10 protein-coding genes are annotated in these 12,719 nt (G+C 65.4%); 9 read left to right on the top strand and 1 reads right to left on the bottom strand.

From position 1 onward, the window contains the following. Positions 1 to 12 precede the first annotated feature (12 nt). The 4 genes from IGX34_RS17360 (at position 13) to IGX34_RS17345 (ending at position 4,176) form a co-directional block, all read left to right on the top strand. The gene (locus IGX34_RS17360) at positions 13 to 2,034 is read left to right on the top strand and encodes a tetratricopeptide repeat-containing sulfotransferase family protein (RefSeq protein ID WP_192556998.1); all 2,022 of its coding nucleotides are present in this window, start codon (positions 13 to 15) and stop codon (positions 2,032 to 2,034) included. Positions 2,035 to 2,215: 181 nt separating this feature from the next. After that, positions 2,216 to 2,902 carry a PadR family transcriptional regulator gene (locus tag IGX34_RS17355; protein WP_225737560.1) on the top strand — a complete coding sequence of 229 codons (687 nt, stop codon included), beginning with the start codon at positions 2,216 to 2,218 and terminating at the stop codon, positions 2,900 to 2,902. After that, complete coding sequence (locus IGX34_RS17350; RefSeq protein ID WP_192556997.1) at positions 2,892 to 3,350, top strand: transcriptional repressor; 459 nt, start codon at positions 2,892 to 2,894, stop codon at positions 3,348 to 3,350. The genes IGX34_RS17355 and IGX34_RS17350 overlap by 11 nt, the downstream gene beginning before the upstream one ends. 28 nt (positions 3,351 to 3,378) lie before the next feature. Then, a complete protein-coding gene (locus IGX34_RS17345; RefSeq protein WP_192556996.1) occupies positions 3,379 to 4,176 on the top strand; it encodes a siderophore-interacting protein in 798 nt (265 codons plus the stop codon). A gap of 177 nt (positions 4,177 to 4,353) precedes the next feature. On the opposite strand, the gene IGX34_RS17340 is transcribed toward IGX34_RS17345, so the two are convergent. Beyond that, positions 4,354 to 6,777, bottom strand: a complete 2,424-nt coding sequence (locus IGX34_RS17340) for a S9 family peptidase (RefSeq protein ID WP_192556995.1) — start codon at positions 6,775 to 6,777, stop codon at positions 4,354 to 4,356. A gap of 150 nt (positions 6,778 to 6,927) precedes the next feature. Here IGX34_RS17340 and IGX34_RS17335 point away from each other — a divergent pair, with 150 nt between their 5' ends. The 5 genes from IGX34_RS17335 to hemC all read left to right on the top strand — a co-directional run bounded on the left by IGX34_RS17335 (position 6,928) and on the right by hemC (position 12,659). Then, positions 6,928 to 9,033 (top strand): prolyl oligopeptidase family serine peptidase, encoded by a 2,106-nt coding sequence (locus IGX34_RS17335; protein ID WP_192556994.1) that lies wholly within the window; start codon positions 6,928 to 6,930, stop codon positions 9,031 to 9,033. A 193-nt stretch (positions 9,034 to 9,226) separates the two neighbouring features. Next, positions 9,227 to 9,892, top strand: a complete 666-nt coding sequence (locus tag IGX34_RS17330) for an alpha/beta hydrolase (protein ID WP_192556993.1) — start codon at positions 9,227 to 9,229, stop codon at positions 9,890 to 9,892. Positions 9,893 to 9,924: 32 nt separating this feature from the next. Continuing rightward, positions 9,925 to 10,989 (top strand): sensor histidine kinase, encoded by a 1,065-nt coding sequence (locus IGX34_RS17325; RefSeq protein ID WP_192556992.1) that lies wholly within the window; start codon positions 9,925 to 9,927, stop codon positions 10,987 to 10,989. Next, entirely contained in the window at positions 10,967 to 11,671 is a 705-nt protein-coding gene (locus IGX34_RS17320) for a LytR/AlgR family response regulator transcription factor (RefSeq protein ID WP_192556991.1), read from the top strand. Before IGX34_RS17325 ends, IGX34_RS17320 begins: the two co-directional genes overlap by 23 nt. 70 nt (positions 11,672 to 11,741) lie before the next feature. Beyond that, entirely contained in the window at positions 11,742 to 12,659 is a 918-nt protein-coding gene (gene hemC, locus IGX34_RS17315; protein WP_192556990.1) for a hydroxymethylbilane synthase, read from the top strand. Positions 12,660 to 12,719 lie beyond the last annotated feature (60 nt).

Below are 12,719 nucleotides of genomic sequence, written 5' to 3'. Positions count from 1 at the left end.
GGTCGATCACGCATGAACGCCACGGCAGCGGCACCGGAACAGGTGGAACAGGAGCTTCAGCGCATCCGCCAACTGCAGCGAGAGGGCCAGCATGCCGCGGCGCTGCAGGCCGCCCAGGTGCTGGCCAGGGACGTGCCGGAGCATCGCGATCCGCGTTACCTGATCGCACGCAGCCAGCGTTATCTGGGCCAGATCGACGCCGCGCTGCAGACGCTGGCGCAACTGGAGCAAACCCAGCCGGGCTTCAGCCGCCTGCATGAAGAGCGTGGCCATTGCTATGTGGTGATGCGCGATGCACCGCGCGCGATCGATGCGCTTCTGCACGCGGTCAATATCAATCCGGCGCTGCCTTCCAGCTGGAACCTGCTCGAAGGTCTCTATCGCATGGTCGGCGACAACGCCAATGCGACTACCGCTGCCGCACATGTCGCCACGCTCAAGCGACTGGCGCCTGAAGTGGTCAACGCCACCAGTCTGTTCTCCGACGGCGATCTTGAGCCGGCCGAAAGCGTTATCCGCGCCTATCTGCTGCGCGCCGGCAATGACGTGGAAGGAATGCGCCTGCTGGCCAGGATCGGACTGGCGCGCGAGGTGCTGGACGACGCCGAGTTGTTGCTGGAGGCCGTGCTGCGCATCGCGCCGGATTATCACGCGGCACGCTACGACTACGCTTGCGTGCTGTTCGAACGCCACAAATACCAGCAGACCTGCGTGGAAGTGGAAAAACTGCTCGCCGTCGATCCCGCGCATCTGGACTACCGCACGCTATACGCCAGCGCCAGCGTCGGCCTGGGCGAACACGAGCGCGCCATCACGCTGTACCGCGATTTGCTGCGCGATGCGCCGGGCGCTGCCGATATCCACCTGTCGCTGGCGCACTCGCTGAAGACCCAGGGCCGGCGCGCGGAGGCCATCGATGCGTATCGCGCGGCCACTGCGGCGCGTCCCAGTTTCGGCGATGCGTACTGGAGCCTGGCCAATCTCAAGACCTATCGCTTCGGCGAGGACGAGATCGCGCGTATGCGCGCCGAAGTGGCCGCGCCGGCCACGCCGCTGGTGGATCGCTATCACCTGTGTTTTGCGCTGGGCAAAGCCTACGAAGATCGCGGCGACTATGCCCAGTCGTGGCAACACTATGAGCAGGGCAATGCGCTGAAGCGTTCCGAGAGCCGCTATCGCCCGGAAATCATCGAGACCAATACGCGCCTGCAGATCGATGTGTGCACGCGCGAGTTTCTCGCCGCGCGGGCGCAGGCCGGCGATCCCAGCCCCGATCCGATCTTTATCGTCGGCCTGCCGCGCGCCGGCTCCACCCTGCTGGAGCAGATCCTCGCCTCGCATTCGCAGGTGGAAGGCACGCAGGAACTGGCCGATATCCCGCGCATTGTGCTCGATCTGCAGGGCCGCGATCCGGACCTGGATCATCCGCGCTACCCGGGCACGCTCGCCGAGCTGGCACCGGAAGATTTCCGCCGGCTGGGCGAAAAGTTTCTGCACGACACGCAGATCTATCGCAGCGGCAAGGCTTACTTTATCGACAAGATGCCGAATAATTTCCGGCACCTGGGCCTGATCCAGCTGATGTTGCCGAGGGCGAAATTCATCGACGCTCGGCGCGAGCCGATGGCCTGCTGCTTCAGCAATCTCAAGCAGCTGTTTGCCACCGGACAGGAATTTACCTATAGCGTCGAGGATATCGCGCGCTACTACCGCACCTATCTGGACCTGATGCAGCACTGGGACGAAGTACTGCCCGGCCGCGTGCTGCGCGTGTATCACGAAGACGTGGTCGACGATCTGGAAGGCAATGTGCGGCGCATGCTCAAGTTCTGCGGCCTGCCGTTCGAGCCGGCCTGCCTGGATTTCCACAAGACCGAACGCAGCGTGCGCACCGCCAGCTCCGAGCAGGTGCGCCAGCCGATCTTTCGCGACGGGCTCGATCAATGGACCAGGTTTGCGCCGTATCTCGATGGCCTGAGGGAGGCGCTGGGCGACGCCATGCAGCGCTATCGCCCGGACGGCAGCCACGCGTGAGGCGCGCAGTCCCCGCCAGCCCGAACTAGGCGCCGCTTCCCCCGGCGCGGACCCGGTCTGCCGCCATTTCCAACGCATGACTGACTGCCGCCCGGGCTGCCGCGGGCGCCGGGCCCTTGCGCCCCGAAGTTGTTTCGATATATCGTTTTCGAAACACAATTCGATATATCGGAGTTATATCATGCACAGGCACCACCTGTTCCACCGACTGCTGCACCGGCACCACCGCTGGCATGGCATGGGCTGGGACGAGCCGGCCCAGTTCGAGGACGAAGGCCACGACGGCTATGCGGATTTCTATGGCTTCCACGGCCGGCGCGGCCGCCACGGCCACCATCACGACGGCGAAATGTTCGGCGACTGGAACGGCCTGCACGGCGGCGGCCGGCGCGGTGGCGGGCGCCTGCTCGGGCACGGCGACCTGAAGCTGCTGCTGCTGGCGCTGATCGAACAGCAGCCGCGCCATGGCTACGAGCTGATCCGCACCATCGAGGAGATGTTCCATGGCCAGTATTCGCCCAGCCCGGGCGCGGTGTATCCGACCCTGACCATGCTGGAAGAACTCGGCCACGCCTCAGTGGCGAACGAGCAGGGCGGCCGCAAGCTGTATGCGATCACCACCGAAGGCCGCGCGTTCCTGGCTGAAAACCGCGCTGCGGTGGAAGCGATGACCGAGCGCACCAAGCACGGTGCGCGGCTGATCGCGAAGCTGTCGCTGCCGATGGCCGTGCGCAAGGCCATGCATGTGCTCAAGCATGCGGTGCTGATGCGTGCGGGCGACTGGAACAAGGCTGAAGCGCAGCGCGTGGCGGCGATTCTCGAGCGCGCTGCCGCCGAGATTGCCACGGGCCGGACGGATGAAGCCTGATCGCGACGGGCTGCTGGGGCGCTGGCAACAGCGCTGCCAGGCCCACGGACTGATGTTGACCGCTGCGCGCAATGCGATCCTGCGCGCCTTGATCGCACAAACCCAGGCGCGCGATGCGGTGCCGTTGCTGCAGGCAGCACAGATACATCATGCGGCCACCAGCATCGGCACGGTGTATCGCTTCCTGCGCGAACTGGAACAGCGCGGACTGGTCGACACCTATGCGCAGGCACACGGACGCATGCGTTGGCAGCTGCGTGACGAAAGTTTGACCGCGGCTGCGCATCCAGCCGGTGATATTCGCCAGATGCTGACGCAGGTGCAGGACTCCCTGCGCACGCTGGAACAGCAAGAACCCACCGATCGCGCACGCGCCGTGGCCGTGCTGCATGCGCTGGCCAGCCAGCTGGGCTACCGCCTGCTGCCGCGGCGCGAGAGCGCGGCCTGATTCCCTCTTTATTCGAACTGGAACTCCCATGACCCGGCACGAACACCGCATGGTCCGGCACACCATTGTCCGCCGCACCATTGAAGTACTCAGCGTCAAGCGCATTACCCCGCATATGCAGCGCATCGTGTTCGGCGGCGACGAGCTGCGCGGCTTTGTCAACGCGGCGCCCGACGATCACGTAAAGCTGATTTTCCCCAACGCCCATGGCGAACTGGTGTTTCCCGCGCTTGGACCGAACGGGCCGGAATACCCGCCCGGTGCGCTGCCCTCACCGATGCGCGACTACACGCCGCGCGACTACGATGCGCAACGTAACGAGCTGATCGTGGACTTTGTGATCCATGGCGACGGTCCCGCTTCGACCTGGGCCGAGCAGGCAAAGCCGGGCCAGCGCATTGGCATCGGCGGTCCGCGTGGGTCGTTCATCACGGCCGAGGATTTCGATTACTACGTGCTGGTGGGCGATGAAACCGCGTTGCCGGCGATCGGCCGCCGGCTGGATGACATACACGCCACTGCCCGCGTGAAAGTGCTGGCGGAGATTCCCCTGCTGGCCGATCGCCAGCCGCTCGGTTCGCAGGCGCAGTTCTCGGTGCATTGGCTGGAGCGCGATGGCGTCGATGGCGCCAGCAGCGACCTGCTGGAACGGGCCCTGCGCGAACTGCCGGAATGGCCGGGCGATACGTTTTACTGGATTGCCGCCGAATCGCGGCGTGCACGCACGATGCGCAAATATCTGGCCGAAGAACGCGGCGTACCGAAGGAATGGATCCGGGCCACCGGCTATTGGCAGGCCGACGGCACGGATGACGAAGAAGATTGACGCAATACCCGCAAACCGTAGGTTGGGTTAGCGCAGCGTAACCCAACATCTCCAGCCCATCGGACATCGTTGGGTTACGCTGCGCTAACCCAACCTACGCGCTATGAAGTTGGAGGCAAGCCGTGGCCCCTCATCCCAACCCTCTCCCCGCAGGGGAGAGGGAGAAAGGCCATTGCATCAGTGGGCGGCGTTCGGCTTTACCCAGGTTTGGAACAGCTCATCGATACGACGATATTCGTCGTACCAGGAATCGGCATGTTCGAACTCATGCCGCTCCAGCGGATACAGCGAAAGCCAGAAGTTCTGCTTGTGCAGTTCGACAAAGCGTTCGTACAGGCGCAGCGAATCACTGGCCAGCACGTTGTCGTCGATCAGGCCGTGGTTGATCAGCAGCGGATCGCGCAGGTTTTCCGCGTAAGTGATCGGCGAACTGATCCGGTAGGCCTCCGGATCGAGCTGCGGATCGTTGAGGATGTTGGCGGTATAGCCATGGTTGTAGGTGACCCAGTCGGCCGGCGGACGCTGCGCAGCGCCGGCGGCGAATTCGCCGGGTGCGCGCAGCAGCGCAATCTCGGTCATGAAACCGCCGTAGCTGCCGCCATAGATGCCCACGCGCTTGGGATCCACGCCGTGGTTCTTCACCAGCCAGGCCTTGCCGTCGAGCAGATCTTCCAGTTCCGGATGGCCCATCTGGCGATAGATCGCCGTGCGCCACGCGCTGCCGTAGCCTTGCGAAGCACGGTAATCCAGATCCAGCACCACATAGCCCTGCTGCACCAGCAAGTTGTTGAACAGCTGCTCGTGCTGGTAGTAGGTGGCCGATTCGCTCACATCCTGCAGATAACCGGCGCCGTGCACGAACAGCACCGCCGGCCGCGAGGACAGCGCATCGGTCTCGTTGGCCGGACCGTAATACTTGGCGTAGATCACGCCCGCGCCGTGCGAAGACGGCACTTGCACGATCTTCGGCTGGATCCATGCATGCGCGGTGAAGCCCGGCTTCATGGTGTTGGTCAGTTCGCGCGGCGTGCCGCCCTGCGCACTCTGCACCGCCAGCTGCGACAACACATAGGCCGATGAATGCAGCACGGCAAGCTGGCTGCCGTCCGGCGACAGCGCAAACTGGTCCATGCCGCCGTATTGCGTGACGCGGCTGAGCGCACCGCCCGCAGCCGGCACGCGGTACACGTCATAGCTATAGGGCGCCACCTGGTTGGTACGCAGATAGAACCACTGGCCGTCGTTGGAAAGCTGTGGCTGGCTTACTTCGAACTTGCCCTGCGTGAGGGCCTTCGCGCTGCCGTCGAGCGGTTTGCTGTAGAGCTGCGAATAGCCGCTTTCTTCGCTGAGATACCACAGCGTGCGGCCGTCCTTGAGCCAGCCGAAGTCGTTGTAGGTCCAGTTGATCCAGGCATCGTTGTGCAGGCGATGCTGGGAAACGAGTGCGTGCTGGCTGAAATCGACGCTGGCGATCCAGCGGTCCTTGCTGTCGACGGCGATGAATTCCAGCGCGACATTACGGCCGTCTTCGCTCCAGGCAATGCTGGCGCTGCCGGCATCCATGCTGTACAGCGTGACCGAACGTACGTCGGGCGCCTTCAGCGCCTTGGCGTCATCGTCCTTGCCGGCCTTTTCCAGCGCGGCGATGGTCTTGTCGCGGATCGCCTTGAGCGGATCGTCCTTGATGCCGGGCAGCTTGTCGGTGGCCAGCGGGTATTGCTTGTGCGTAGACAGGTCCAGCAGCAGCACCGATTGCGGCGCCGGGTCGTTGCGGCCGACGTAGGTGCGCGCGTCTTCGTCCTCGGTGTAGCCCGATTCGCTGACGTAATGGATCACATGCGGTACACGGCCGTCATCGTGGTGTGCCGGCGCGGTTACCACCAGCATCCAGCGACCATTCGGCGACAGCTCGGTATCCACCAGCTGCTGCTTGTCGCCCAGGTAGAACGGCAACGGCGCGCGCGTGGGATCGGCCGCTGCCAGCGCTTGCTGATCGGCGTGCTCGGCGTCCTTGTCGTGCTTGTTCTCGCGCAGCTCCTTGAACAGGCCCAGCTGCTGCTGTTCCAGCGTATCGGGCGTCTTGGCCTGCGGGTCGTCGGTGAACTTCAGCACCGCGGCTGGCGCGGTGACGCCGCTGGCCAGGTCGTAGACATACCAGTTGTTGCCGTCGCGGAACTGCAGCGCGCGGCCATCGGCCGAGAACTGCGGCGAAGCTTCCGGCTGGGCGCTGCGCGTGACCTGCACGCGGCGGCCGCTGGCCAGGTCCACCAGGAAGACATCGCCATGCATGAGGTAGGCGGCGTGCTGGTGCGCGCGGTCATACACCGCCGGACCTTCGGCCTGCGCCATCGCGGCGGGATCGAGCTTGCTGCCGGTACCGCTGGCAGGATCGACGCGGTACAGGTCGTGCACCTGGCTGCCGTCGCGCTTGAGGCTGTAGTACAGGCTGCGTCCGTCGACGCTCCAATAGGGATTTTCCACCGCATGGCCGACCCAGTCGGGGTTGGCCATGATGGTTTCCAGGTCGAGCGCCGGTGCGGTTTCCGCCGCGGCGGGCAGCACGGCAAAGGCTATCAGGCCGGCAAGCAGCAGTCGGCGCATTGGATCGCTCCCCTCGTCGAAACCAATCAGCATAGCCAAGCGGATGTGGCTGGCAAGCGCCATGGGTCCCATACCGCCAGCGCGGCATGCGGACTAGGCTGGCGGACCGGCCGCGCGGGGGCGTGGCATCAAACTGTGGAAGCCAAACCCATGCCTGCCTGTTTGCGTTGTCTGCCTGTTTTCGCCCTTGCCGCCGCGGCCGCCGCCCATGCCGGCACGGCCTCCCAGCCGCCGGCCTCGCCGACGCAGCCTGCCTCCAGCAGCTTGCACGGCGTCACCGTGAACGACCCCTACCGCTGGCTGGAGGATCCGCAAAATCCTGCCGTGCAGGCCTGGATCAAGGCGCAGAACGAACATACCGAAGCCGTGCTCGGCGCGATGCCCGACGGCAAGGCGATGACCGAACGCGTGCAGCAGCTGGCGATTACCTCCACCACCCGTTCCTCCCCGCTGCTGGCCGGCGGCACGCTGTTCTACATGCAGGAAACGCCGCCGCAACCACAGCCGCAGCTGATGGCGCAGGCGTGGCCGGACGGCAAGGCGCGCGTGTTGGTGGATTTGAATGCGGGCGACGGCAATACCGCCATCACCGGCTATTGGCCTTCGCCCAGTGGACGCTACCTCGCCTACGGCACCGCCGAGGGCGGCAGCGAACTGACCACCTTGCACGTGCTCGATGTAAATACCGGCAAGACCCTCAGCGATGCGCTGCCCTATGCCGGTGGCGGCACCACCCCGCAAGGCGTCGCCTGGGATGCGGACGAACACGGTTTCACCTATGTGCGCTTTCCGCTGCCGCCCGCCGGCAGCGAGGTAAGGCAATTCGACGCGACGCTGGTGCATCACGCCATCGGCCAGGCCGCGACCGCCGATGAGGTGGTGTTCGGCAAGGATTATTCAAAAGTCGCCGAATACCGTTTGCTGTCTTCGCCCGGTGCGAAGCAGCTGGCGGTGCTGGCCAATATCGGCGACGGCGGCCCGGCCGAGGTCTATCTGCGCGACGGCACACGCTGGCACAAGGTGCTGGGCGATGACGCGAACGTGCGCGTGGCGGCTTGGGTGGGTCAGCGCCTGTTCGTCACCAGCTTCGCCCATGCGCCGCGCGGCAAGCTGCTGGCGGTGGATACCCAGGGCAAGCTCAGCACCGTGCTGCCGCAACAGGACGGCGCGCTGCAGGAAGTGCAGCCGATTGCCGACGGTTTCCTGATCACGCGCAGCTGGGGTCCGGACTGGTGGGTGGAGCAATACGACGCCCAAGGCAAGCAGGTGCGCCGCGTACCCTTGCCGCAGCACGGCATCGCAGTGGAAGGCATGGCTGCCGAACAAGGCCAGGATCGCGCGCTGATCACCTATGGCGGCTGGACCCTTCCCTCGCGCTGGGCCAACTACGACGCCAAGACCGGCACCCTGCACACCGTGTTTGAAGTGAAAGCTGCCGCCGACTACGGCAAAGTCGACGTACAGCGCATCGACGGCACCTCCAAAGACGGCACCAAGATTCCGGTGACCGTGCTGTCGATGCATGGCGTGGCGGCCAACGGCAAGCGTCCGACCATCCTGTACAGCTACGGCGGTTACGACATCCCGATCACGCCGCACTTTATCGGCCCCGAGCTGGCCTGGCTGGAACGCGGCGGCGTGCTGGCCTTCGCCAATATCCGCGGCGGCAACGAGTACGGCCAGGATTGGCATGCGCAGGGCCAGATGCTGCACAAGCAGAATGTGTTCGACGATTTCCATGCCGCGGCGCTGGCGCTGTTCGCAACGCATTGGACCGATCGCCAACACCTGGGCATCCTCGGCGGCAGCAACGGCGGCCTGCTGATGGGCGCCTCGCTGGTGCAGCATCCGGACGACTACCGCGCGGTGGTGTCGATGGTGGGCATCTACGATGTGATCCGGCACGAGACCGACTTCGCCAACGGCGCCTATAACGTCAGCGAGTTCGGCACTGTCAGCGATGCAGCGCAGTTCAAGGCCACGCTGGCGTATTCGCCGCTGCAGAACGTGCAGCCGCATACGGTTTATCCGGCGGTGCTGATGACCACCGGCGCCAACGATCCGCGCGTGGCGCCGTGGCAATCGCGCAAGTTCACCGCGGCCCTGCAGAATGCGACCAGCTCGGAGCAGCCGATCCTGCTGCTGACGCGCATGAATGCCGGGCATGGCATCGGCGCGCCGTTTAGCCAGCGCGTGGGCAATACCGCGATCATGCTAACGTTCTTCGCGCAGGAATTGGGCCTGGCCGCGAAATAAAGCCTTACACGCTGATTCGCCCGACACCTCACCGTCATCCCAGCGAAAGCTGGGATCCAGCGCCTGCGCTCCGAAGAAGTCACTGGATCCCAGCTTTCGCTGGGATGACGGTGGGGTGAGAGGAAGCGGTGCAGACATGGCTGCATTGAGCGGCTGTTACGATGCAACTTCTTTTGCCATCGACAGCCATCCCATGACCCTGCTTCCCACCGTCGAAACCGAAACCGGCGCCAACCCCGTCTACAGCGTGATCTGGCTGCACGGCCTGGGTGCGGACGGCAACGATTTCGCGTCGATCGTGCCGGAGCTGGTATCGCCGCAATCACCGGCGCTGCGCTTCGTGTTTCCGCATGCGCCGGTACAGCCGGTGACGGTGAACGGCGGCATGGCGATGCGTGCCTGGTACGACATCTACGGCTTCGACCAGCTGACACGCCAGGACGAGGCGGGCGTGCGCCGATCGATCGCCGCGGTGGAAGCCTTGATCGCGCGCGAGCAGGAGCGCGGCGTGCCCAGCGAGCGCATCCTGCTCGCCGGCTTTTCGCAGGGCGGCGCGATCGCCCTGGCTGCCGGGCTGCGTCATCCGCACAAGCTGGCCGGCATCATCGCGCTGTCCACCTACCTGGTCGCAGCCCCGTCGCTGGCCGCCGAACGCAGCGCGGCCAATGCCGCGGTGCCGATCTTCTGGGGCCATGGCACGTTCGATCCGGTGGTGGTGCTGCAGCGTGGGATGGAATCGCGTGCGGCGCTGGAAGCACTGGGCTATACGCTGGATTGGCATACCTATCCGATGCCGCACTCGCTCTGTGCGGAGGAAATTGCGGACCTGCGCCAGTGGATCGGCGAACGCCTGCGCTGAAAGCACCAGGCGGTGCGGGCATACTTGCCCGCATGCCGGCACCGACCGATAAAACACCCGCCTCATCGCACAGCCCGCTGCCGGATTTCTGCAGCCTGCCGGTGATCTCCGCCTTGTTGGTGGTGGGCGCGCTATGCGTGACGCTGGCGTGGCTGGCGCCTGAAAGCACGCGTGGCTGGCGCGGCTACAGCGTGGGCATGTTGTTCGTGGAGTGGCTGGCGATTGTGATCGGCGTGGCGCTGTGCGCGCTGCGCCCGTGGCTGCTGCGCCTGCCCGGCCTGCTGCCGTATGCGGGCGTGTGGCTGGTGATGTTGTCGATCGTGACCCTGGCCAGCTGGCTGGCACAAAAGCTCGACCTGATGCTGGGCGTGCAGATGATCCAGCCCGCCGGCAATGCCTTTGTACGCGACAACGCGCTGATCGCCGCCCTGCTCGGCGCAGCCATGCTGCGCTATTTCTACGTGCTGGCCGAATGGCAGGCGCGCCTGGCCGCGGTGGCACACGCCAAGGTCGAAGCCTTGCAGGCACGTATCCGCCCGCACTTCCTGTTCAACAGCATGAACACGGTGGCGGCACTGGTGCGGGTCGATCCGGTGGCGGCCGAACGCACGGTGGAAAACCTTTCCGAATTATTCCGCGCGGCGCTGGGCCAGCACGACCGGCATGCCAGCACCCTGGGCGAAGAACTGCAGCTGGTCGACCGCTACCTGGCCATCGAAGAACTGCGCCTGGGCGAACGCCTGCGTGTGCGGCGCGAGCTCGGCGAACTGCCGCTGGATGCCTCGATGCCGTTGCTGTTGTTGCAACCCTTGGTGGAAAACGCAGTGCGCCACGGTATCCAGCCGCTGCGCGAAGGCGGCGAGGTGATCCTGCGCGGCAGCTGCGCGGACCATATGCTGCGCATCGAGATCGATAATCCGCTCGCCGAACATCCCGCTCCCGGCGGCAGCGGGCATGGCTTGAACAATGTGCGCCAGCGCGTGGCTTATCACTTCGGGCCACGTGCGCGCATGCAGGCCGGTCCGCAGCAGGACCGCTTCGTGGTGACGCTGCATCTGCCGGTGGAGGTGCGCGATGCGCGTGCTGATCGTCGATGACGAACCGCTGGCGCGCGCGCGCATGGCCGCCTTGCTGCAGGAATGCGAGGACGTGGAAGTGGTCGGCAGTGTCGGCGACGGCGAAGCGGCGCTGGGGCTGCTTGCCGAAGTGCAGCCGGATGTGTTGCTGCTGGACATCAATATGCCCGGGCTCGACGGCAAGGCGCTGGCGGCAAGACTGGCCAGCCGCGCACGGCCGCAGATCGTGTTCTGCACTGCTTACGAAGCACATGCCGTGCATGCGTTCGAACTGGGCGCTGCCGATTACCTGCTGAAGCCGGTGCGGGTGGAGCGGCTGCGCGATGCGCTCAAGCGGGTACGCCAGCGCCTGGATGCCCATCCGCGCGAACCGGCCGCCTGGTTGCATGCGCGGGTGCGCGGCGAGCCGGTGCGCATGGCACTGGAAGAAGTGATCTGTCTGCTGGCGGAAGAAAAATACGTGGTGGCACATCGCAGCGGCGACCAGCTGTTGCTGGACGAATCGTTGCGCCAGCTGGAGGAAACCTATCCCGACCAGCTGATCCGCCTGCACCGCAATTGCCTGGTGCCGGCGCACCGGCTGATCGGCCTGAAGACGCTGGCCGATGGCCGCGTGCTGGCGCGTCTGGCCGGCACCGATTTCAGCCCGGAAGTGAGCCGGCGCAACTTGCCGGCGCTGCGCAAGCTGCTGCGCATGAGTTAGGCATGCCTGAATCTGCTTCAGGCGTACCTGAATGCGCGACAATGGCAGCACTTTCGTTTCTGGAACTGCCATGACCGTTGCCACCCTGCGCATCGCCACCCGTAAAAGCGCGCTTGCGCTATGGCAGGCCGAGCACGTGGCGGCATTGCTGCGGGCTGCGCATCCCGGGCTGCAGGTGGAGTTGGTGCCGCTGTCCACGCGCGGCGACGAAATCCTCGACCAGCCGCTGGCCACCATCGGCGGCAAGGGGCTGTTCCTCAAAGAGCTGGAAGTGGCGATGCTGGAAGGCCGCGCCGAACTGGCCGTGCACTCGCTGAAAGACGTGCCCGCGGAACTGGAACCGGGCTTTGCGCTGCCGGCCATTCTGCCGCGCGCAGATGCTGCCGATGCCTTTGTGAGCAATGACTACGCCGACCTCGCCGCGTTGCCGCTGGGCGCGCGCGTAGGCACCTCGTCACTGCGGCGGCAAGCGCAGCTGCGGGCAGTACGGCCCGATCTGGAATTGCTCGACCTGCGCGGCAACGTCGGCACGCGTCTGCAGAAACTGGATGCCGGCCATTACGAGGCCATCGTGCTCGCCTGCGCCGGCCTGGAACGCCTGGGCCTGCACGAACGCATCCGCCATCGCCTCGCGGCGCCCGAATGGCTGCCGGCGCCAGGCCAGGCGGCGATTGCCGTCGAAGCGCGCAGCGATCAGCCAGCGGTGCTCGAAGCACTGGCCGTGCTGGACGATGCCGAAACACGCCTGGCGGTCAGTGCGGAGCGCTCGATGAACCGGGCGCTCGGCGGCAGCTGCACAGTGCCGGTGGGTGCGTGGTGCACCGTTACCGAGCATGGCTTGCATTTGCGCGGCATGGTGGGCGACGTATCCAGCGGACGCCTGCTGGTTGCCGAAGCTGTCGCCGGCGACAACGATGCCGTCAGCCTGGGCGACAAAGTGGCGGACGCCTTGTTTGCGCAAGGGGCTGCGGCCCTTCTCAACGCTTGAACCGCATTCCCGCTTTCGCGGCAACGACGGCCTGGCTAGCCCTTCCGTCGCCTGAAAGCC

It is taken from the genome of Dyella acidiphila (genome assembly GCF_014863405.1).
GTDB lineage: Bacteria > Pseudomonadota > Gammaproteobacteria > Xanthomonadales > Rhodanobacteraceae > Dyella_B > Dyella_B acidiphila.
Note: the sequence above shows the minus strand (reverse complement) of the source record. Positions and strands in the feature narration are given on the sequence as shown.

Excerpts from the sequence above, each read along its gene's own strand:
- IGX34_RS17360 (WP_192556998.1), top strand. The coding sequence starts at position 13 with ATGAACGCCACGGCAGCGGCACCGGAACAGGTGGAACAGGAGCTTCAG.
- IGX34_RS17355 (WP_225737560.1), top strand. The coding sequence starts at position 2,216 with ATGCACAGGCACCACCTGTTCCACCGACTGCTGCACCGGCACCACCGC.
- IGX34_RS17350 (WP_192556997.1), top strand. The coding sequence starts at position 2,892 with ATGAAGCCTGATCGCGACGGGCTGCTGGGGCGCTGGCAACAGCGCTGC.
- IGX34_RS17345 (WP_192556996.1), top strand. The coding sequence starts at position 3,379 with ATGACCCGGCACGAACACCGCATGGTCCGGCACACCATTGTCCGCCGC.
- IGX34_RS17340 (WP_192556995.1), bottom strand. The coding sequence starts at position 6,777 with ATGCGCCGACTGCTGCTTGCCGGCCTGATAGCCTTTGCCGTGCTGCCC.
- IGX34_RS17335 (WP_192556994.1), top strand. The coding sequence starts at position 6,928 with ATGCCTGCCTGTTTGCGTTGTCTGCCTGTTTTCGCCCTTGCCGCCGCG.
- IGX34_RS17330 (WP_192556993.1), top strand. The coding sequence starts at position 9,227 with ATGACCCTGCTTCCCACCGTCGAAACCGAAACCGGCGCCAACCCCGTC.
- IGX34_RS17325 (WP_192556992.1), top strand. The coding sequence starts at position 9,925 with ATGCCGGCACCGACCGATAAAACACCCGCCTCATCGCACAGCCCGCTG.
- IGX34_RS17320 (WP_192556991.1), top strand. The coding sequence starts at position 10,967 with ATGCGCGTGCTGATCGTCGATGACGAACCGCTGGCGCGCGCGCGCATG.
- hemC (WP_192556990.1), top strand. The coding sequence starts at position 11,742 with ATGACCGTTGCCACCCTGCGCATCGCCACCCGTAAAAGCGCGCTTGCG.